The sequence below is a fragment of the Dictyobacter sp. Z7_2 genome (genome assembly GCF_057551105.1).
The window spans coordinates 2093641-2115925 of record NZ_BAAJPE010000001.1; the positions used below are offsets into that span (position 1 = coordinate 2093641).

Sequence of the window (22285 nt, forward strand, 5' to 3'; positions counted from 1 at the left end):
TACAGATGCTAATGCGAGCGAAGCATCTCAACCTCGTGCCAGAGTGCATCTGGGATAGCTAGCTGCGACAATCGTAGCGTCTCATCCAAACGCTCGGGACGCGACATTCCAATCACAGTCGAGGCGAGACGTGGATCACGCAAAGAGAATTGTAGCGCTAATGCGGCCAACGGGATGTGGTAACGCTGACTGGCCTCCTCAAGTTGTACTACCTTTGCAATAATCTCCTGATTCGCCGGCCCATACTCATAACGTGGATACGCAGCCGCTCCCTTGACAAGAATACCACTGTTGTACGGAGCCGCATTGACAGCAGCCACACCGCGTTGATGACATAGATCCCAGAATGGATCGGCCTCGGTATTTAACAGGGTATAGCGATTATGTGAGATAGCCACCTCAAAGAGATTGGTCTCGACAAAACGCGTCATCAGATCGATCGGACCACCGGCAACACCGATGTGTTCGACCAATCCCTCCTCTTTGCAGCGCAGTAGTCCCTCGACGGATCCACCAGGAGCCATCGCCTGCTCAAAAGAGATATGCTCTGGATCGTGTAAATATACCAGAGGCAAGCGCGTAAGTCCCAACAGCCGCAGACTCCGTTCGACGCTACGCAGCATCTGCTCTCCCGAAAAGTCACCCGTCTGTAAATCGCGATCCGCCTTCGTGACCAGCACATAGCCCTCTGGCACACCACCCAACTCTTTCAACACAAGACCAATGCGGCGCTCACTCTCGCCATCGCCATAAGAAGCCGCCGTATCCACAAAGGTGATTGGACTCTTAAAAATGGCTCGAATCGTCTCTAAAGCGCGCTCTTCACTGACCGAATAAGCAAAGGTGGCTGGCATATTTCCCAGGGGTGCACAGCCAACACATAAAGCAGATACCTGCAAGCCTGTTTTTCCAAGCGGACGCGCTGGATAGGACGAGGAAGCCTGGGGATCTAGCATAGTTGCCACTCCTTTTTCGTACACATGCAGTATCTAAAAGAAACCGCCCACTATTGTTATAGCCGGCAGTTTCTTATTATTATACGCTATTGGATGCGCTATCTTTGATGATGCTTAGCGAAACAACTGAATTAATTGTCTAAAGCCTGGCGTCTGCCCGTACATTAATAGTCCAAAGCGATAAATGCGAGACGAGATCCAGGCACAGATCACAATAAAAACCAGCAAAATCAGGATACTCAGGCCGATTTCCCAGGCGGAGACTGTGTTGGTTGCCACGCGCATCAGCATGATTGTGGGAGTCCAGAAAGGGACAAAAGACATGACTTTGAACCAGGTAGCATCCGGAAAGGCTGAACCTCCCACAAAGCTGACCAGATAGCCAACCATGAAAAGGCTTGTTAAGGGTCCAATCGTATTTTGTACTTCATCCTGGCGGCGTACAAGCGCTCCGAGAGCGGCAAACAACGTCGCATAGAGTAAAAATCCGAGCAGGAAGTACACGAGTAAAAACAGAAGCAAGCTACGAAAGACGCTCAAAAAATCAGAATTCAGGAGACTCGATCCATTATGACCAGTGAGCACGAGGTTTAAAGGCCCTTGCAAAAACAGGCTTATGATCCCTACCACGACCAGGCAAGCCATCTGTGTCAAGCCAGCCGCACCAATTCCGATAATTTTACCCCAGAGCAATTGGAATGGGGTCGCCGCATTCAACAGAATCTCAATGATACGGCTTCCCTTCTCCTCAGCGACTCCCACTGCCACCCACATGCCATAGAGATAGACAGCCATAAAAATCAAAACGACGCCAACTATTCCAATAAAGTAGCCAATGGTCACACTGATAAGCGAAGGAGACTGCGATCCCTGTTGCGTATGGACCACATTGAAGTCTGGTGCCGCCAGCAGGTGATGAGTCTGAGCAGCGTTCAGGCCCAGACGCGAAGACTTGTCCAGCATATTCAGCTGGCTCGCCATAGCTTCTACCTGCGTGAGATCGCTATCGTTGATACTATTTGAAGCGGTATAGTAGGTGAAATGAGCATCTTGCTGACTATTGTCACGATCAATCACCAGCAGAACATTTAATTTGTTATCTTGAACATTCTTCTTCAGAGCAGCTATGTCCGCCGCAGGATGTGAGACGATAACAAAGTGCGCGGCAGCAGGTGGCTGGCTGGTAGTCTGATTCGCAGTGTTGCTACTATTCAGACTACTCTTGATATATTGCTGTAAGGAGTCTCCCTGTAATCCTGCGACATTCCCTGCACTATTAACAATAGCCACTGTCGATTGAGTCTGTGCGCGGGCAGCAAGAAATCCAATAATGGTTGGCACACAGGTACCGAGAGCAATAAAGATCATCAAGATAATCGTGGTGATCTTAAAACTGCGCTGCGTGACACGGTTTTTGTACTCCCGCTTGAGAATGAGGCCAATATTGTGCAGGGTATGGCCACGCTGATCTTGCTCGGAGCGTATAATCGGGGCGGGTAGCTCAACGGTTGTAGGACTTTTTAACGGTTGTTCGGTTTTATTGGACATAGTTGCCTCTTCCTCAATTCGCCACAGCAGCGGGAGCATCAGGTAGTGCAATTTTGCCTACACGCGCAATAAAAATGTCTGTCAGGGATGGCTCAACCAGCTCGAAGCGGTTAATACGACCGGCATGCTGCAACGCAGCCTCAACAATCAGATTGGGATTCACATCAGAGCGAATGTGTAGCTCGATATAATCCTGACGCCGCTTGATCACCTGTACGCCATCTAACGTATCCAGCCAGAGCGCGTCAGGATCGTTATCAAGCTGCAAGCGCACTACATTACGTCCATGCTGGCGCCTGACCTCCGGGACACTTCCCTTTACAACCACCTCGCCTTTATTGATGATCACGATATCCTCGCACAGCTCTTCTACCTGATCTAGCTGATGGGTGGAAAAGATGATGGTTTTTCCGCGCCGATGCATCTCTAAAAAGGCTTCTTTCAGCACGATGGCATTGACGGGATCGAGTCCGCTGAATGGCTCGTCCATGATCAGAATACTGGGGTTGTGAAGAATAGTAGCAAGAAATTGTACCTTTTGCTGATTGCCTTTAGAAAGATCATCGATCTTCTTTTTGCGATTGGCATTGATCTGGAAGCGATCCAACCATTCATCCAGCTCTTTTTTGGCCGCACTTTTGGATAAACCATTCAGTTGAGCCAGAAAGAGCAACTGGTCTTCAACCGTCATTTTCAGGTATAATCCGCGTTCCTCGGGAAGGTAACCCAGGCTACTACGCGGGATCTCGCTCACAGCTTTATCATTCCAGGTAATACTGCCACTATCAGGGCGAAAGATATCTAAAATCATCCGCATCGTTGTCGTTTTACCGGCACCATTGGAACCAAGCAAACCAAAAACGGAGCCTTCTTTCACATCCATCGATAAATCTTTGATAACGTGAAAAGATCCAAAGGATTTATTAATATGTTCTACTTTGAGTCCCACATATAACTCCCGAAAGCATCAAGCGCTTTACGTTTCTCTCTGTGAAATAAAATCTTAACACTAACATAAGACGTCAGCATGCACAAAAAGTCAAAGAGAGAAAAAGCGCCCGCCTTGGATAGATATGTGTCTATGCATAGTGGTCAACGAACTACAAAGTACATAGTTGTGGCTAGCCGGTTGTTCCACCACAGCTCTACTTTACATTCAGCAGGGTTGATAAAACGCATCTCAAACAAGCCGCTTCGATTCTCGTTGGCTTTCAAGTCCTTCACCCTGATCATAGCGCTTGTCTGCGTATAATAAATCTGATTATTGGTATACCACTTTGCGGAGACCTGTCCATCTTGCTTGGTAAGTTGCACGGTATAGGTCACATAGACCGTTTGGTTGACAGTGAAATCCTGTACAGAGAGCGTAGGCTCTAGTGTCTTTGGATCATAGCGCGATGAGGTCGCAGACGAAGGGATATTGGCAATCGCAGGACCAGAGACCTGGCTTTTGGGTGGCTCAGGCAGTTTGGGCTGTGGAGTGGGCGCAATGTTCGTGATAGAACGACCAATGCCGATAGCTTGCAGCATACTGCTATTCTTGACCAGATACGCGCTGCCGACACAGAGAAGGCCGATCATGAGCATAACGCTGATAAAGCCATTGATGGCACGCTTGCGAGAGATAAGTGGACGGGGAGTGGTATAGGTTGCCGGGATATGTACGCCATCCTCCTGATCAGGGATCTCTGGCAGCAAATGCTGGATAGCATGTTCAGGTACCAGTTGCAGCGAGAGCGTGGGCTGCTGTCCCGTAGGCTGCGGCTGATAAAGTGCAGGCAACATGGATGATCGTCCGGCAGCAGGGAAAGATTCCTGGGGAGGAAGGTCAGTAGGCATGGGGTCGCCAAAATCAAGCTGTGGGATCGTTGTAGGCCCCTCAGGAATAGGTGTCTGCCCCGAGCGGTTACTAAAGCCATCAGACGATACTTGAGAGCGCTGTGAGGCATCAGACTGTGGCCAGAAAGCTGAAGGGATCTCATCAGGGGTCGGAAAATCGAGCTGGTTGGCCTCAGACGAGGTCGAGGAAGAAAAGGCATCCTCAAAAGAAAGCTGTGGCACAGCATAGTCCGCAGAGGGAGAAGAGGATTGTGTCCAAGCAGTAGACGGCGTATTTCTATGATTCGATTTTTGGTTTTTTGCTAAAGGAGAAGGCGCACCACAATTATGACATGGATATTCGTTTTCTTCACGTGCCGCCTTACAATACATACAAAACATGTTTACCATCCATTTTTACATGCGCATCGATTGCCTTGAATAGAATGTCGTGATATCCTAACACTAACACTAACACGGCAATTTAGGCAAGATATTAGTAGCCCCTTTAGGACAAAATATCTATTTATCAAGCTATTTCTTGCTAACAGCTACCTTTACATTTCAAATAAAAAAGACATATCCAATTTTAATCTCAACGGTAAACTGATCTCTTCCACAAGAAGTACCGAAGAACAGCTTAAATTACTCTGCACATATGAACTTTGATAATTCTCTCCCCTCATCTTTTTAGTATGAGAGTAATAAACATCGCTCAATGCATGAGAAGAAAAACTATTCATAGAGAAAAGAGGATTTTTCTCTGGGGTTCATTGTATAATATCAGGTAAAGGGAAACAAAAATAGCCGACGAGGAAAAAATCTCCCAAATAACATTTACACCGGGCGCGAATTGTACAATAATAGGAAGAAGGGTTCATTCTTCCCTGATAGATAATCTTGAAAGGATTTTTCATTATGGCCTATGTAATCACCCAGCCTTGTATTGGCACCAAAGACGCTTCTTGCGTGGATGTCTGTCCCGTTGACTGCATCCATCCAGGACCCGGCGAAGATGGATATGATGACCAGGAGCAACTGTACATTAATCCAGACGAATGCATTGACTGCGGTGCATGCGAACCAGCTTGCCCTGTCACAGCTATTTTCGAAGAATCTGCGGTGCCTGCTGAGTGGAAGCAGTATATCAAAATCAACGCAGATTTCTTCCAAGGTGCCTAACACTCTTGCTTGCTACTCGATCAAAAGTTGAGGATTGGCAAAAAATAGGGTAAATAATAAAGTGATATCTCCTGCAAGGCCTCTCCTGGATAACAGATTTATCTACCGGGATGCAAGAGATATCATCTTTTTTACTTTTATGCGCTCACCCACAGATTATGTTTTATCTGCCACAAGATTTTAAGGCTTCGTTTGAAGGGTGGTCAAGGAGGATGCTGGCGTTGAAATTTCCTGGGTCTCCCATTTACGGCCATTCTTCCAGTACGCCTCAATCTGCTCCAGGCTCTTCTTCCGCGTCTCTGGCACAAAAGCCAGACAAAAGATAATCGCAAAAACACCCATTAAAGCATATAACCAGAAAGTAAACGTTTTGCCAAGCAGGCTGATCAAGGACAAAAATGTGATGCTGACCAGCAGATTGGCACTCCAATTCGCAAAGGTGGCAATGCTGGCTCCTGTAGAGCGTAAATGCGTCGGAAAAATCTCGGCACACATAAGCCAGAAGACCGGTCCCAGACTCAAGGCAAAAGCAATAACATAAATCAATAGCACAATTAAAATGAGATATCCCGCTTGCTGAGGACCAAGTGCAAAAATGGTTCCCAATGCAATCAATGAGAGCACCATGGCAGAGACACCACCAATCAAGAGTGGACGACGTCCCACACGGTCAACCAGCATACCGGCAAAAATGGTTGTAATCACATTCACCACTCCTACGATACTGGTGGCGAGAATCGCACTGGATGCGGAGGCAAAACCAGCATACTGAAAAATGGTTGGCGCGTAATAGATAACGGTATTGATTCCAACCACCTGCTGAAAGATCGCTAAGCCAACACCGACCAGCAAAGCCATCCGCAGTCCAGGACGCAACAAGACCTTCCATGAGGTTCGCTGCTGACCACCAACAAAGGAAGCGCGAATAGTCTTCCATTCTTGTTCGGCCTCCTCATTACTACATAAGCGATTCAGGACAAGAATCACCTCCGGCCAGCGTCCCTTACTGGCCAGCCAGCGGGGAGATTCAAGCGTAAAGAGCATGCCCAGAAACAAAGCACAGCCGGTCAGGGCCGAGACAGCGTACATAGGAGCCCAACCCATACGAGCATTGGTAAAAGCGAGATCCACCCAATATGCAGCCGCAATACCAATTGTCATAGCTAATTGATTGCAATTAACCAATACGCCGCGCAGATTCGAGGGAGCAAGCTCAGAAATGTAGACTGGCACAACGCTGGCCGTGGCTCCAATACTCAAGCCAACCAGAAGACGAAAAAGGAGAAACATCCCCCAGTTTGAGCATAAAGATGTGCACAAAGAACAAACAGTAAATGTACTGGCCGTTATCAGCAGCGTCTTACGTCGTCCCAGGGCATCGCTCAACTTACCGCCACCCAGCGCCCCAATTGCAGCTCCCAGAAGCGCCGTACTTACCGTCACTTCCTGCATCCAGGGGGTCAAAGAAAATTGATCGCGCAAAAAGAGCATCGCCCCCGAGATGACCGCCGTATCGTATCCAAACAGCAAGCCACCCAGTGCCGCCACCATCACAACAAGGTAGAGTAAGAGACGTTGACGCCAATATTTCCGAGGTTTCCCTGCAAACTGTTCATATTGAGATGATAATGGATCAGGCCGAAAACTATCACCCGCACTACGATAATTAGATTCACACATAGTATTCCTCCTCCACATCTCTCCCATTAAAATAAGCATGTTCTCACCATATTCGCCGATGATCTTCAAAAATCCTTAGATGATTTTCCTACACTCATTATATATATTGAGCAAAAAAGTCATTTTGCATCTACAAAAAAATGTGCAGGTGATTAGATAATTTTCATCAAGATAAGGCGCAAAAACATACTTATAATGTTAAATACACCTGGGCAAGCAGCTATTTGATGAGGTAAGAAGCGTCAAAAACATAAAGCATAAATGGAAGCTAACGAAACCAGAAAACTAATCACCGCGTACTAGTGATAGATCAAGGTAATAATTCATGTGTATATCGATATGATCTTGTACTAGAAGAGGATGTGTTATGGCTTCAACTCAATCACACACCAATAACAGAATAAATACAACCGACAGGACAGAGCAGCAGCCAGTACCAGCGACGAATATACGTCCTGTGGAACGCTGGATTTCTACCCTTGGAGGAAGTTCGCTACTCGCATATGGCATCCTACGTCGAGATTGGCTTGGAGCTGGTGTTGCCATCATTGGTGCGGCGCTAACGTATCGTGGCCTCAGCGGAAAAAGTGCTCTTTATAAAACACTGAAGATCAACGATACGGGACCAAATATCTCGGCCAATGTCAGTCATATCCCCGGACGCAAAGGAGTGCGCGTCCATCGTGCCCAGACCATTCAACGCGATGCCTCTGAGCTCTACAGCTTCTGGCGCAACGTCGAGCTTGCTCCGTTGTATACACCAGATATCGAGACGGTTACCCTTACTGGTGAGAGAACATCTCATTGGGTCGCCGACCATACCAACCTGGAATGGAACTCAGAAATTCTCGTCGATAAGCCCTCCGAGCTCATCGCCTGGCATGTACACGGAGAGACATCAACCGCCAACGCCGGTCAGGTACGCTTCCAGCCTGCCGCCGAGGGCCGTGGCACAATTGTGACACTTGAACTCGATTTCTTCCAACCCGATCATATTCATAAGCTTGCTGGTCCTTTCGAGGCCACTATGGCTGAATACGAGACGCTGGAAATACTACGACGTTTTAAAGAGATCATGGAAGCAGGCGAGATTCCTACGACGCAGGGCCAGCCAACAGGGAACGGTAGAAAGTAAATAATGAGTGAAGAAGGAGTTTGATTATGAAGGCAGTATGTTGGTATGGTGCACATGATGTACGTGTCGAAACAGTTCCAGATCCAGCCATCTTAAATCCTCGTGACGCGATTATCAAAATCACCACCAGTGCCATTTGTGGTTCCGATCTTCATCTCTATGACGGCTACATTCCAAGCATGGAAAAAGGAGACATCCTGGGACATGAGTTCATGGGAGAAGTGGTCGAGGTTGGGCAGGCCGTGGATAATCTGAAAACAGGCGATCGCGTGGTTGTCCCCTTTACCATCTCCTGCGGACATTGCTACTTCTGCGAACATCAGATGTGGTCGCTCTGCGATAACTCAAATCCCAACGCCTGGATGGCTGAAGCCATGTATGGACAATCCGCAGCTGGCCTGTTTGGCTATTCGCATCTGTATGGAGGCTACGCTGGCGGGCAAGCTCAGTATGTGCGCGTTCCCTACGCAGATGTTGGTCCCATCAAAGTTCCCGATGGCCTGACAGATGAACAGGTACTTTTCCTCTCCGATATCTTTCCTACAGGATATATGGCAGCGGAAAATTGTGGCATCCAACGCGGCGATACAGTAGCGGTGTGGGGATGTGGTCCGGTCGGACAATTCGCCATCCAGAGCGCCTATCTGCTCGGGGCCGAGCGCGTGATCGCCATCGATAGATTTCCCGACCGCCTGGGCATGGCAGCAGACCAGAGCAAGGCCGAAGTGATCAATTACGAAGGGCAGGATGTCGTCGAGCTGCTCAAGCAGGCAACCGGCGGACGTGGTCCCGATGCCTGTATCGATGCCGTCGGCTTAGAGTCTCACAACACCGGAGCAATCGGAGCCTATGAACATGTCAAACATCAGACACATTTTGCCACAGACCGACCACACGTGCTCCGACAAGCCATCCAGGCCTGTCGCAAAGGAGGCACCGTCTCGATCCCCGGCGTGTATGGAGGCTATCTGGATAAGGTTCCCTTCGGAGCCGCTTTCGCTAAAGGATTGACCTTTAAAATGGGACAAACACATGTCCATAAATATCTACAACCACTCCTCAAGCGCATTGAAGAGGGCGAGATTGATCCATCATTTGTCATCACGCACAGTGTTGGCCTGGATGAAGTACCACATGCCTATAAGCTCTTCAAAAATAAAGAAGATCATTGTATCAAAGTGATACTCAAACCAAACGGCTAAGCATCACCTCAACGCTCACCGACGTAGTGGTGCGGCTCTGCCGTGCTGTCAGGAGCTCGCACGACAACGCTCCTCATGGGGTTCCATTGAGAGACGGCCCCCGGACCGAATCATACGAGTCACAGACAGCACGGCAGAGCCGCGCCGCTACGTCGGTGAGCGTTGACGCCATGGGCGAAAGGGGCTTTATTCCTATCTTCACAATATTGGACGCTACGGTAGCGAGCATTGGTGCGTGGGGATAGGTCAAGAATTGTATTTTTTTCAGCACTGCGCTACACTACATTACAGACGAGTCTCTCGTTTAAAACATCAAGGTCTGCACCAACTTTCTTCAAGGATGTGATGAGATTCTATGTATATTGAGACAGTGCCCTTTCTACGATTACTTCAGTTGGCCGATAGCGCTCTACCTATAGGCTCGACCGCCCATTCGTTTGGGCTGGAGAGCATCACGGTAGAGGACAATCTCCCGGTTGAGCAACTTGAAGCTTTCCTTCAAGACTATGTGACAACCAATGGAGAATTAGAGGGCGTTTTTTGCCGTCTGGGTTATCGTCTGGCCGCGCTAGATGACTCGGAGCAGTTTACAACTCAATGGCTCAGCCTTAATACACACTTGAGCGCCTTTAAAATGGCTCGCGAGAGCCGCACGGCAAGCGCTACGTTAGGGCGTCGCTTCTTACAACTCGTGGGAGCCCTGGAAGAATCACCACGTATCCAGCAAGCACTCCAGGCCGCAAAAATGCAGCGTACCGATATCCATTATAGTATCGCCTTCGGTCTGGTAGGAGCGACCCTGGGGATTGATGAAACGACCACGCTCCTTGCTTACCTCCAGCAAGCGCTCAGCGGACTGATCTCCACCTGCCAGCGCTTACTGCCCCTGGGACAACAGCAAGCCAGCAGTATCGTCTGGAGGCTGAAAACTACTCTTGCTACGATCGCCGAGACAAGCATCCATTCCGCTCAAGATCTGGCAGAGTTGACACTCTTTACGCCTCTGCTGGATATTGGCAGTATGAGGCATCCCATGCTCCCAACACGACTATTTATTAGCTAATCCTCACAGGTAGATAAAAGCACAATGTTATTTGTCCAATGATACAATTTCATTACAAGACCAATGCATGAATTTTTGAGAAAATCATTGAGAAAGTCGAGTTGATTCATAATTCAAACGACACATAGACACACATCCTCTGTCACGGGAGCATTGCACCTGAATTTTACCTATCAACGTGAGCGCGAAAAAACTCAGGTGCAGATTATCGAACAGCGTCCACCCTTAAAGATCATCCGAGCCTTTCCGCTGCCAGCAGGTGGAGCCCTGGTTCATCTCCACAACATCTCGGGGGGCGTCCTGGGAGGCGATCAACTCGCAATCAATATCGATGTCAGGAGAGATGCCTATGCTCAGATAACGTCAACGAGCGCGACACGTATCTATCGCAGTCGGCCCGCAGCAGCACACGCGCAGCAAATCACGCAGATCCAGGTGGCCGAAAATGGACTACTCGAATATGTCCCCGATCCCTTGATTCCTTTCGCCGGAGCTCGCTATCGCCAGCACACCAGCATCGAGCTCGCACAAGGCGCGGGACTGATGTGGTGGGAGACGGTGGCCCCCGGCCGGACCGCTCGTGGCGAACTCTTTGACTATGATCTGCTCCAGATAGGATGCGAGATCTCCGCCGCAGGAAGACCTATTGCGATTGAGCAGGTTAAGCTGGAACCACAAAAACAACGGCTATCTTCCCAGATCAGACTAGGTCCTTATAATTATTTCTGTAGCTTCTTTATTTGCAAAGTTGGCCTGGAACCCGCATTCTGGCTTCAACTAGAAAAAGATTTCAACGCGATTGCCCAACAATTAACCGTGTCAGACGAAATCCGCTGGGGTGTCAGCGCACTGACAGCTCATGGATTAGTCATCCGCGCCCTGAGCAAGCGTGGTACCGCGCTACCAGCAGGTCTGCTCACATTCTGGCGCAGAGCCACACAAGCACTCTATGGACGGGAAGCTATCCCGCCCCGCAAAGTCTACTAAACAATGGAGAGCCACGTCTCAAAGAGATAGGCTAGAAAAGGAGAGATCATTGCTACTCACACAACGCGAACAAGAAAAACTGTTGATCTTTGTCGCCGCCGAGCTCGCACGTAAGCGACAAGCCCGAGGACTCAAGCTCAACTATCCGGAAGCCATCGCCATCATCACGGCGGAGATCATGGAAGCAGCACGCGACGGAAAAAGCGTCTCCGAGACCATGATCTTCGGCACCACCATACTGAGTCATGATGACGTCATGGACGGCATCGCCGAAATGATCCACGAAGTCCAGGTCGAAGCCACGTTCCCGGATGGCACCAAGCTCGTCACCATTCATGATCCCATCCAATAGTAAAAACAGGAGCACACATTCATGAAACCAGGCGAATATCTGCTTAATGACGCCGCTGGCAGCATTGAACTCAATGCCGGACGACCAATAACACGGCTACTCGTCAAGAACCTCGGCGACCGTCCAATACAGGTCGGCAGCCACTTCCACTTCTATGAAGTCAATCAAGGACTCGAATTTGAGCGCGAACAAGCCTATGGACTACGTCTCAACGTCGCCGCCGGCACCTCCGTACGCTTCGAGCCCGGCGATGAGAAAGAAGTGGATCTGGTCCCCTTTGGCGGCGCTGGCATTATCTATGGACACAACGGCAAGGTGAATGGCACACTAAAAAATAGCTAACCTATCAGTAGCAGCAAAAGTGTCATAACCCCAAACTTTACACGGTACCCATTGCACCGCTGTCACAAATGATCTAATACCTTATTCTTATCATCCATGAAAGTAAGGAAAGCTCCATCTTTTGGTTGATCCGTTTAGGAGAAGACCATGTATAGAATGTATCCAGCATACTTTTCCATGGCTCTGCTATTTTTGTGAAGGTATCGATCCAATGAGGAGAAGCTATACAATGGGTACCAATCAGGTGCATATTCTAGATGGCAACACATTCGTTGTGAGCAGTTCGTGCGGCGATATTGAAGCTTCTCCCCATGAGCCAACGGGACTGTTCTCATATGACACACGCTTCCTCTCACACTGGCTCTTGACAGTGGATGGTGCTCGCCTCAGCGTGCTATCCATCGATGATCTCGACTACTTTGCAGTGCAATTTTTTCTGGTTCCCGGACCTGAAATCGCCTATACCGATGCGGATCTCTCTGTGATAAGAAAACGCGTCGTCTGCGACGGCTTTCACGAGGAACTCACGCTCCTTAATCACAAAAATATTGCGGTCCAGCTAACCATACGACTTGAGGCGGAGGCGGACTTTGCCGATCTTTTTGAAGTCAAAGATGCACTCAAGAAGAAAGGTCAGGTGTATCAGCGTATCAATGTTGAGTGCAATGAGCTGATCCTGGGCTATCAGCGTGAACAGTATACACGCGAGACCTCGATTACGGCTACCAATCGTCCTATATTTGATAAAAAAGGCATCACCTTTTCAGTTGAGATATCACCACATGGCGAGTGGAAAACACGCATCGATGTGAAGATTTCGCCAGCAGTCCTCTTGCAACAAGTGATAGATGGACCAATCAAGACAACCTGCAATCTCCTCCATCCGGAGATGATCAACGGCCTGCAGCAATGGAAAAATAATGCGCCCCAGGTCTCCTGCGAATGGAAATGGTTGGAGCAGATCTATCAACGAAGTCTGATAGATTTAGCAGCACTGCGCTTTTATCCTCTACTATTTCCAGGAAAAAGCTTACCTGCCGCCGGCCTCCCCTGGTTTATGAGTATCTTTGGACGCGACAGCATTATTACCAGTTTGCAGGCATTACCATTTGTGCCTGAACTGGCCGAGACGACACTGCTCGCGCTGGCGCTCTGGCAGGGCTCAAAGCAGAATGCCTTCTGCGATGAAGAGCCTGGTAAGATCATGCATGAGTTGCGCTACGGCGAGTTAACGACCTTCAAAGAGCGTCCTCATTCTCCTTATTTTGGCTCGGCCGATGCGACGCCGCTATTCCTAATCCTTCTCGATGAGTATGAACGGTGGAGTGGCAATAGCGAACTTGTGTGCAAGCTCGAGGCGGAGGCGCGGGCCGCTCTGGATTGGATCAGATTATACGGCGACCGCAATGGCGATGGTTATGTTGAGTATGAACGAGGCAATAAGGAGACTGGCCTGGAAAACCAATGCTGGAAGGATTCATGGAACTCGATCCTCTTTGCGGATGGCACTCAATCGAGTTTACCGCGTACAGTATGTGAGATTCAAGGATATGTTTACGATGCCAAAGTTCGTTGCGCTCGTCTGGCACGCCAGTTCTGGCACGATCCAGCGCTGGCTTCGCAGCTAGAAGATGAGGCTGCGACACTCAAGCAACGTTTCAATCAAGATTTCTGGCTACCAGAGCGTCATTTCTTTGCGCTCGCGCTTGACGGTGATGGTCACAAAGTGGACGCCCTCACCTCTAATATAGGGCATCTGTTATGGAGTGGGATCGTGGATGCAGATAAGGCCGGGGAGTGTATGCAACATTTGATGAGCGATACTTTATTCTCTGGGTGGGGAATACGCACGATGGCCACAACCGAAGGGGGATATAATCCACTTGGCTATCATATAGGTACCGTCTGGCCTCATGACACCTCCCTGATCGCCTGGGGACTCTGGAAATATGGCTATCGTGAGGAGGCTGCACGTCTGGCCGTCAGTATGCTTGAGGCTGCATCATTCTTCAAAGGGCGCTTACCAGAAGCATTCGCAGGCTATCAGCGTCAACTGACAAAATATCCTGTCGAATATCCGACCGCCTGTAGCCCTCAGGCCTGGGCCACGGGCGCACCTTTATTGCTCATACGCATCTTGCTGGGCCTGGAACCGATTGGAGAGCGCCTATTTGTTGATCCGGCGGTACCGCTCCACTTTGGTCGCCTGGATATTTATAATATACCGGGACGCTGGGGTCTGGCCGACGCTTTTAGCCGTGGCACACTGGAGATGCCAATCTCTCAAGATGGTCTACATGAACCTATCTCCTAAACTCAAGTGGCACCGCTCATACGAGGCAACTGGATCTCGGCGCGTAACAATGGTGAGCCAGATCGTACAACGCTACTTTGAGCGTGATTTCCACAGCAAGAAGAGGATAATGCATACGAGCAGGGTTACGCCAAGCAGGATGCCCAGCGGTTCGAGCCAGTTAAAGGTTGGTGAAGCTGCGGACTCAGGCAATTGAGCGACAGGAGTAAATAATGTCGCAGCAGGTTTGAACGTATCATCGGCACGCACAATACCAAAGTGCTTCTGTATCTCAATCTGCGTGGGATCATTGACAAAGATAGCGGCCGGGATAGAGCTAAAATCATAAAGTGTCCAGAAAAAGCTGCCAGGGCTTCCGGTTGTACGCCAGTACTTGAGCAGTTGCATGAAGTACTGCGCTTGCTCTTGCTCGGTATGTCCCCTGGCATTCTCATTGCCGTTCCAGGTTGAGAGGCCAAATTCCGTCAGCAGAATAGGCAGGTCCGGGATGGCTTTCCTGAGTGCAGTGTAAACTTGCGGCAGATCCACTACCGGTCGATAATAATGAAACGAGACAAAATCAAGTCCCGTAATATGCGTCTGCGCGGCCTCTGGTGTCGACCAGCCAATAGTTACGAGATGATCAGGATCGTATAAATGCGTCAGGTGAATGATGTGTATCAACCAGCTATCAACGAGTCCCATCGTGGATGCTTTATAATCAAGATCCGGTTCATTCTTCACATCCCAGGCCAGAATAGTGGAGTCAGCGCGAAAATGCGTGAGGATCGTCTGTAGATATTGATCGGTCTGTGACCAGTGAGACTGGCGATAGTCGGAGTGCAGATCGAAGAGTGTCATGATTACATGAAGTTGATGCTCTCTGGCTGAACGCAGGAGGTCGCCGATTTTTGCCAATGGGTTGCTGACAATCTGAATAGATGGGTCCGCCGCAACGCTCGGGGGATTACTTACTTGAGCTCCACCAAATTCGTAGAAAGGAAGAAAAATGCGAATTGCTGTGATATGGAGTTTATTCAATAACGCAAAATCGCTATCACTCAGATGTTCATCGTAGTTCAGCCAGAACTTATTCCAGGGTGTGGCCCTGGGATAATAGTTGACGCCGGTGAATTGATACTTTTGACCATCAAGCAGCATACTGCCTCCATGGGCTGTCACAAAGTGCTCACGTGTCACACCTGGCGTCACCACAGGAGATCTCAAAGCACTTTTGCCCACAGATACATCTTCTAACCGCCTCCCGCTAACTCCATAGCGCAGACTATGCACACGAGTGAGAAGACGATGGTGTGTAAAAACAACTTCGGCCCTACTCAAGAGAGGCACAAACGCGTTCCCTGAGGCTGTACTCAGGCCCCAACCACTTTCAAGCAAGATGATGGCAATACAGAGCCATAACAGGCCTCTCTGAACTCTTCTCTTCATGCTTGCATACTCCTTCCGTTCAACAGGACTTGTTAGCGAGATATCGTGGTCCTTATTTTACCCTCTTAATAAAGTATAGCATTGCTGTTCTTATAATCGTTTTTGACAAAGAAAACAAATATATGTTATATATATTTCAACCAGATTTATCTTCATAAAATTCATTGCTGCCTTTATATTATTTGTTGATTTACAGTAAAAACGGATGGAGCCAATTTGATGCAGGAGTAGGAGGAGATTGTAGATGAGTGTAGCACCCATTTTTTCCATCAAGACGTTTTGTCGCCATCCCATTGCGGCCCTGCATGAGCGCCCATTGCTCGTGCAAAGTGGACTCTTTTTTTTCAGCAGTACCTTTGTGAATCTAGGAAACTACCTCTTCAATCTGCTGGTTGGACGTTGGCTCGGACCTGTCCTCTTCGCCGACCTCAGTCTGGTTGTTACCTTATTGTTGATGCTAACGTTTGTGACCACGGCACTCAGCACTACCATTGCCTGGTTTGCCGCAGTCTCCAGTGCGCACGAGGATCTGACACAGTTAGCGTCATTGCGAACCTGGGCACTACGTGTCGCCCTGGTCATAGGGAGTATCACAGCCATTCTTTTAATAGTATGTGCGCGTCCCTTGCAGCAACTATTCCATATGCACTCATTCTGGTCCTTTCCCATTCTGGCTGTTGGCCTGCCAATCTTTTTTGTGCTGGCTATTGAGCGTGGCATACTCCAGGGACGCGCCCGCTTCGGACGGCTGGCGCTCAGTCTCCAGTTAGAGATGTGGACCCGTCTGGGAGGCGCACTGGTCGCTTTACTGCTAGGCTTATCCATTGACGGACTGGTCGCCGTCATTGTTCTCTCCTTCGTAGCTGGCTGGCTGCCAACGCGTAGCACGAGGCATGCATTGCCATCCATCCATCCCAAATTCGCTCGCCTTGAGCAGCGTAGGCTCTTGATCTATTTTGCTCCTGTGATGCTGGGCTTACTAGGACAGATCATTATTGCCAACAGCGATATCCTGGTGGTGAAACGCTTCTTCTCATCCGAAGACGCCGGTCATTATGTGGCTCTAGCCTTGATTGGACGAATGGTTTATTTCGCAACCTGGTCACTGGTGGTGGTGCTCTTCCCCATCGTTGCCAGACATTATCAACGTGGAGAACCACACCGACCATGGCTCTGGCTTATGAGCATCATGATTACATTCATCTCAGTCATATTAGTTCTACTCTGCTATACCATCCCCAACCAGATCGTGCTCATACTGTTTGGTGCAGCGTACCTATCCATTGCCTCTTTGCTCTGGCTCTATGCCCTGGCCACAGCCTTCTATGCTCTGGCGTCAGCATTCGCCAGCTATTATCTCTCTCTCGGAGCGGGAACAGGCAACTATATCGTACTTGGCGGGGCCATAGCTCAGGTCATCGGCTTACTACTCTATCATCAAAGTCTGGCACAAGTAGTGATGGTTCAGGTTGTTCTTATGGCCGTGCTGGCAGTCATCATGCTCACCTGGGATCTCATAGTCAAGCAGCGCTATGCGATTACCAAACATGCGCAGGTAGAGATATAACGTACATCACTCCCAGGCAGCACTGCCAGAACAAAAGATCGATATGATCATGCTCTACCTTAATATAAATAGATTGAGATAGGTCTTTTTATAGAGTTTGACATCCCATATGCACTGTGTGTATATATACATACACCTGGATGCAAAGGTCACGGATATGATTATTTATTTATCCATATGTGGCTTTCCACGTCACTGGATTCCATTTACTGGCTTGGATTTTTCAACACTATAAATTGATCCATATATCAATCAGTGTCGAAAGAATAAAGTCAAGGCCGGTTACACCGCGACGAAGATGTGAGTATCCATAGAGATGTAAAAAAGAGTGCATGAAGAAGGGAATGGGAGATACATGTCGTATCACACCTATGAACGCTGGAAAAGAACACTTAATGAAAAGGCACCCTGTCTCTCCATTGTTATTCCCACCTACAACGAAGAGATGCGTATCCTGCCGACGATCGGTGCTTTTGCCTCCTGTATGGCCGATAGGAGAATAGATTGGGAGTTGATTGTCTCGGACGATGGCTCTACCGATGATACATTGGGTCTGCTACGCGCTCTGGATTTTAAGAACTTACACATCCTACAAGCACCAAAGAACGAGGGCAAGGGAAGTGCGGTAAAAAGAGGCATGCTCCACGCACGCGGCAAATATATATTGTTTGCCGATGCCGATAACTCTACCCCGGTCGAAGAAATTGGAGCATTCCTGCACAAAGTCATAGATGAGGATTATGACATTGCGATTGGCTCTCGGGCCGCCGCGGGAGCCCAGGAGGCCGAGAAGAGTATGGTACGGAAAATCTTGAGCAACTCATTGCGCCTGCTGGTACGCACCTTTTTTCATCTCAAGATCAAAGATACTCAATGCGGCTTCAAATTGTATAAACGAGATGCCGCCATCAGACTCTTTACGGCACAAACGATTAAGGGCTTCTCTTTTGATCTCGAAATCCTCTATCTGGCCAACAAATGGCGCTATCGCCTTGCAGAGATACCAGTCCAGTGGATCGATGCTCCATTTTCAAAGGTCGATCCATTCCGTGTCTCACATACATTTTTGCGCGACCTGTTCGTGATCAAATTCAATACATTGCGTGGGATCTATACGCGTATGGCAAAGATGCGCATCTCCATGGTCTCAACCTATCCACCCGGGACGGGTAGTCTCAACGAGTATGCGTATCATTTTGTGCGCTTCTTACAACAGAAGACGACAGTCGATGAGATCCTCCTGCTCACCGATGAACTCCCTGCCAATCAAACATATCCGAATCCCAACCCTGGCGGCGGGCAGTTCCCTTTAACGCGTATCCTACCGTGCTGGCGCTTCAATTCCAAGAAAAATGTCGCACGCATTCTCGCCATGCTGATCAGAGAACGACCAGATGTGGTCCTCTTTAACGTGCATTTTGCCACCTTTGGCTCCCGCAAAGCGGCTGCGTTTCTGGGCTTAATGACTCCTGTACTGGCATCACGTTTAGGCTTTCCCACGATGGTACTCCTGCACAATCTCATAGATACCATTAATCTGGATCAAGCTGGAGTCAGCAAGGCATCACAGCCGCTGGTACGTTTCTTTGGAGTGCTTTGTACACGCCTCTTGCTTACCAGTACATCGGTTGCGGTCACCCTACCAAGTTATGTCGACCATCTGGAGAAATATTATGGAGCACATAACGTGATACTGATTCCCCATGGCGCATTCGAAGAGTTGCCACCACCTGACTTTAAAGAGATTGTCGAGAAGCCGATTATCCTGACATTTGGTAAATTTGGCACCTATAAGAGGTTAGAAATGCTGATTGAGGCCTTTCAAACCTTGCAATCGCAAAGAGAGAACTCATTAAAGCTGATCATTGCTGGCAGCGATCATCCTAATACGCCTGGCTATCTGGCATCCTTACAGAAATGTTACGCGCACGTCGCTAACCTGCAATTTACAGGATATGTGCCAGAACAGGAGGTGACGAAACTCTTTCAGCAGGCTACCGTTGTAGTCTTCCCCTACGTAAGTACAACTGGCAGCTCAGGAGTGCTGCATCAAGCAGGACAGTATGGTAAAGCAGTCGTGTTGCCACGCATCGGCGATCTGGCCGATGTGATTCAGGCCGAGGGCTATACGGGCAAGTTTTTTGAGCCTGAGGACATGCTGGGCCTGGCCCTGGCAATCGCCTCTTTACTGGATAACCATAACGAGCGCGAAGCTATTGGACAGCAAAATTATGCAGCCGCCAGCGGTCTGCCCATCGACGACATCGTCGACTGGTACCTATTCCACTTCCAACTTCTAACCGATGGCAGTGGGCAACAAGAAAAAAGGAGTCTGCAATGGACATCACCAATGAACAAATAAACGAGATTACAGTGCTCAAACTCAATGGCCGCTTCGATGCTTACGCAGCGCCAGCAGTTGAGAAATTATTGCAAAAGACGCAGAGCGATGAACAGCAACGCAATATCATAGTGAATCTTTCCGAAGTCAACTTTATCGACTCAACAGCGCTGGCGGCTCTGGTCATAGGGATGAAACGCTGCCGACAACTGCACAGCGAGCTCATACTCTGCCAGATGCAGCAAACGGTTCATATTATCTTCGAGTTGACACGCCTGGATAGTGTCTTTACGATCTGCGACACGCAAGAAGAAGCGATTGAGCGTGCACAACAACCCGTAGCATAAAAGGATACGTGTCGGTATGATGATCTATAAAGAGTCTGATAACCTTCTCCGCCATACACTTACAATGCAACGCGCCACGCTTGACGAGCTTGCTGAATCGTGGTTGGCACTGGGTGTACACGCGTTTGGCATCTGGAGCGACCAGCTACTCGTATGCTGGCCAGAATCAGCCCGAGCCACGCTGAGCGATTGTGGAGATTATAAGGCCGTTGTTTTCGCATCTATCGTCCAGGAAGGACAGGTCGTTGGCAAGATTGGTGTCCTGGGCAATGGCGTACTGGGGCCAGCCCGCAAAGGCCGCTTACAGACTGATGCGGTCCTTCTTTCACAGCTTATAACCATACAAACAAAGTTTGAACGCTCCGCCACAGAATTAATCGCTCAGGCCCAGCTCAAAATGGAGATCGATATGGCTGCCAATATCCAACTCCAACTTTTACCGCAGTCATTTCCCACGGTGGTCGGACTGGATATCTTTGCCAGTAGTAGTCCCGCAACCCAGGTAGGCGGAGATTTCTACGATTTTACCGTTTCAAAGGATCGCCCCTTTGTCTTTGCAGTTGGCGACATCAGTGGTAAAGGGCTATCTGCGGCTCTGTTTATGGCGATGACAAGGATTGTGCTCCACGCAGCCGCACGTTTTATCCCTGTCATGGATCCAAAAACAATCCTGCGGCGCGTGAATGAGGATCTTTACGACGACTTTACGGAAGTAGGCATGTTTGCAACCGTATTCGTGGGTTGCTATGACGGAACAACAGATGAGCTATCCTATGCCAATGCCGGCCATTCACCTGTCATCTATTGTCCGGCAGGAGGACCGGCGACCTTGCTCTACGCCGATAGCACCGCAGTAGGAGTGGTCCTGGTAAGTCCATGCGCCAGGCACACGATATCCTTTCATACCAACGATGTCCTGCTCGCTGGAACCGATGGCTTAAATGAATGTATGAATCTTGACGGCGAGATGTTTGGCTATGAACGCTTAATCAAAGCCGTAGAGGACCTGGCTCATCTTCCCACCTATCAGATAGGGACTCAGCTTCAGGAGATCATCAGCCGCTTTGCGGCCGGTACCAGTCAGATGGATGATCAAACACTCTTCATTATGAAAGGAAATAATCATGAGCACGCAAACAGAGCGCAATGAGACGCTGCAGACAGAACTGGATGATAGCATTCAATTGGATTTTCCAGCCTCATTGAAATACTTAAATGTCTTGGGTAGTTGCATCCCGCCTCTACTGGCACACATGAAGCATCTTCCCAATCCAGAGGCAACGATTTACAACATCCAGCTAGCCGTCCACGAGATCTACGCCAATTGTGCCTTACATGCCTATAAGAATAATCCGACGCTCGGGCGTATCTCTGTCTCGCTATTACTCGACCCAGATGAACGCTATCTGAAAATCAACTTAATGGATGATGGCATCCCGTTTGATGAAAGTCAAACCACAGAACCTACCCTCGAAGAGGCTCAAATTCATGGGTATGGGCTCTTCCTGGCGCGACAACTGGTCGACACGGTAAGTTATCAACGCCTGGAGAATAAAAATTGTTGGTCATTAATCAAGTATTTCGCAAGCGCATAACGACGCAAAGAAAGGATGAAGCAATGCAGATAACGACAGAGGAACATGCAAAAAAATATCGATTACTCTCGCTTGCGGGACGGCTGGACGTCTTCACGCTTCCTCCCATGCAGGAACAGATCGAACAGGCTCGCAAAGAAGAGGTCAAGCATTTTGTGCTTGATCTTTCGCAGGTCACCTTTATGGATAGCGCGGCTCTGGCCATTCTTGTCAGGCTGCTCAAGTACGTCGGTACCGTAGATGGAACGTTGCGGCTGATCTTGCCGCAAGGGGAAGATGCACGGCGTATTTTTCGGCTGACGCATTTCGATCAAATTTTTCCATTGGCCAATACGGTCGAAGATGCCATCAGCCAGTTGTAGCCAGGAGCCCCCAGTATACATGCAATTAACGATAGACTCTGACGCAGTGACCGCCGATACGAAAGG

21 protein-coding genes are annotated in these 22285 nt (G+C 49.0%); 15 read left to right on the forward strand and 6 right to left on the reverse strand.

The genetic code is table 11. From position 1 onward, the window contains the following. Window positions 1–8 precede the first annotated feature (8 nt). From AC27N8_RS08325 to AC27N8_RS08340, 4 genes are all read right to left on the reverse strand, one after another. On the reverse strand, window positions 9–956 hold the full coding sequence (locus tag AC27N8_RS08325; RefSeq protein ID WP_487065864.1) for an aldo/keto reductase: 948 nt from the start codon (window positions 954–956) through the stop codon (window positions 9–11). Window positions 957–1070: 114 nt separating this feature from the next. Then, a complete protein-coding gene (locus AC27N8_RS08330; RefSeq protein WP_487065866.1) occupies window positions 1071–2504 on the reverse strand; it encodes an ABC transporter permease in 1434 nt (477 codons plus the stop codon). 13 nt (window positions 2505–2517) lie between these two features. Next, the gene (locus AC27N8_RS08335; RefSeq protein ID WP_487065868.1) at window positions 2518–3387 is read right to left on the reverse strand and encodes an ABC transporter ATP-binding protein; all 870 of its coding nucleotides are present in this window, start codon (window positions 3385–3387) and stop codon (window positions 2518–2520) included. Window positions 3388–3596: 209 nt separating this feature from the next. Further along, window positions 3597–4565, reverse strand: coding sequence for a hypothetical protein (locus AC27N8_RS08340; RefSeq protein ID WP_487065870.1), 969 nt, complete (start codon window positions 4563–4565; stop codon window positions 3597–3599). 675 nt (window positions 4566–5240) lie between these two features. Between AC27N8_RS08340 and AC27N8_RS08345 the strand changes: the two genes are divergently transcribed. Then, window positions 5241–5504 (forward strand): 4Fe-4S dicluster domain-containing protein, encoded by a 264-nt coding sequence (locus AC27N8_RS08345; RefSeq protein ID WP_487065872.1) that lies wholly within the window; start codon window positions 5241–5243, stop codon window positions 5502–5504. Window positions 5505–5684: 180 nt separating this feature from the next. Here AC27N8_RS08345 and AC27N8_RS08350 read toward each other — a convergent pair whose 3' ends face one another. After that, a complete protein-coding gene (locus AC27N8_RS08350; protein ID WP_487065874.1) occupies window positions 5685–7184 on the reverse strand; it encodes a sugar porter family MFS transporter in 1500 nt (499 codons plus the stop codon). Between the two features lie 367 nt (window positions 7185–7551). On the opposite strand from AC27N8_RS08350, the gene AC27N8_RS08355 reads away from it, so the two are divergent. From AC27N8_RS08355 to AC27N8_RS08390, 8 genes are all read left to right on the forward strand, one after another. Next, window positions 7552–8319, forward strand: a complete 768-nt coding sequence (locus AC27N8_RS08355) for an SRPBCC family protein (RefSeq protein WP_487065876.1) — start codon at window positions 7552–7554, stop codon at window positions 8317–8319. A gap of 26 nt (window positions 8320–8345) precedes the next feature. After that, the gene (locus AC27N8_RS08360; RefSeq protein ID WP_487065878.1) at window positions 8346–9521 is read left to right on the forward strand and encodes a zinc-dependent alcohol dehydrogenase; all 1176 of its coding nucleotides are present in this window, start codon (window positions 8346–8348) and stop codon (window positions 9519–9521) included. Beyond that, the gene (locus tag AC27N8_RS08365) at window positions 9488–9766 is read left to right on the forward strand and encodes a hypothetical protein (RefSeq protein ID WP_487065880.1); all 279 of its coding nucleotides are present in this window, start codon (window positions 9488–9490) and stop codon (window positions 9764–9766) included. The genes AC27N8_RS08360 and AC27N8_RS08365 overlap by 34 nt, the downstream gene beginning before the upstream one ends. Window positions 9767–9876: 110 nt before the next feature. Then, window positions 9877–10584 carry an urease accessory protein UreF gene (locus AC27N8_RS08370; RefSeq protein WP_487065882.1) on the forward strand — a complete coding sequence of 236 codons (708 nt, stop codon included), beginning with the start codon at window positions 9877–9879 and terminating at the stop codon, window positions 10582–10584. A gap of 153 nt (window positions 10585–10737) precedes the next feature. Further along, window positions 10738–11571, forward strand: coding sequence for an urease accessory protein UreD (locus AC27N8_RS08375; RefSeq protein ID WP_487065884.1), 834 nt, complete (start codon window positions 10738–10740; stop codon window positions 11569–11571). 49 nt (window positions 11572–11620) lie between these two features. Further along, on the forward strand, window positions 11621–11923 hold the full coding sequence (locus AC27N8_RS08380; RefSeq protein ID WP_487065886.1) for an urease subunit gamma: 303 nt from the start codon (window positions 11621–11623) through the stop codon (window positions 11921–11923). 21 nt (window positions 11924–11944) lie between these two features. Then, window positions 11945–12265, forward strand: a complete 321-nt coding sequence (locus AC27N8_RS08385) for an urease subunit beta (RefSeq protein WP_487065888.1) — start codon at window positions 11945–11947, stop codon at window positions 12263–12265. 229 nt (window positions 12266–12494) lie between these two features. Further along, window positions 12495–14579, forward strand: coding sequence for an amylo-alpha-1,6-glucosidase (locus tag AC27N8_RS08390; protein WP_487065890.1), 2085 nt, complete (start codon window positions 12495–12497; stop codon window positions 14577–14579). 72 nt (window positions 14580–14651) lie between these two features. On the opposite strand, the gene AC27N8_RS08395 is transcribed toward AC27N8_RS08390, so the two are convergent. Beyond that, window positions 14652–16007: a cellulase family glycosylhydrolase gene (locus tag AC27N8_RS08395; protein ID WP_487065892.1), complete on the reverse strand. Its 1356-nt coding sequence runs from the start codon at window positions 16005–16007 to the stop codon at window positions 14652–14654. A gap of 244 nt (window positions 16008–16251) precedes the next feature. Here AC27N8_RS08395 and AC27N8_RS08400 point away from each other — a divergent pair, with 244 nt between their 5' ends. The 6 genes from AC27N8_RS08400 (at window position 16252) to AC27N8_RS08425 (ending at window position 22219) form a co-directional block, all read left to right on the forward strand. After that, window positions 16252–17574, forward strand: coding sequence for an oligosaccharide flippase family protein (locus AC27N8_RS08400; protein WP_487065894.1), 1323 nt, complete (start codon window positions 16252–16254; stop codon window positions 17572–17574). Window positions 17575–17929: 355 nt separating this feature from the next. Further along, window positions 17930–19936, forward strand: a complete 2007-nt coding sequence (locus tag AC27N8_RS08405) for a glycosyltransferase (protein ID WP_487065896.1) — start codon at window positions 17930–17932, stop codon at window positions 19934–19936. Then, window positions 19912–20262, forward strand: coding sequence for an STAS domain-containing protein (locus AC27N8_RS08410; protein ID WP_487065898.1), 351 nt, complete (start codon window positions 19912–19914; stop codon window positions 20260–20262). The genes AC27N8_RS08405 and AC27N8_RS08410 overlap by 25 nt, the downstream gene beginning before the upstream one ends. Before the next feature lie 16 nt (window positions 20263–20278). Next, window positions 20279–21412 carry a PP2C family protein-serine/threonine phosphatase gene (locus tag AC27N8_RS08415; protein ID WP_487065900.1) on the forward strand — a complete coding sequence of 378 codons (1134 nt, stop codon included), beginning with the start codon at window positions 20279–20281 and terminating at the stop codon, window positions 21410–21412. Next, a complete protein-coding gene (locus tag AC27N8_RS08420) occupies window positions 21387–21857 on the forward strand; it encodes an ATP-binding protein (protein WP_487065902.1) in 471 nt (156 codons plus the stop codon). Before AC27N8_RS08415 ends, AC27N8_RS08420 begins: the two co-directional genes overlap by 26 nt. A 23-nt stretch (window positions 21858–21880) precedes the next feature. After that, complete coding sequence (locus tag AC27N8_RS08425; RefSeq protein ID WP_487065904.1) at window positions 21881–22219, forward strand: STAS domain-containing protein; 339 nt, start codon at window positions 21881–21883, stop codon at window positions 22217–22219. Window positions 22220–22285 lie beyond the last annotated feature (66 nt).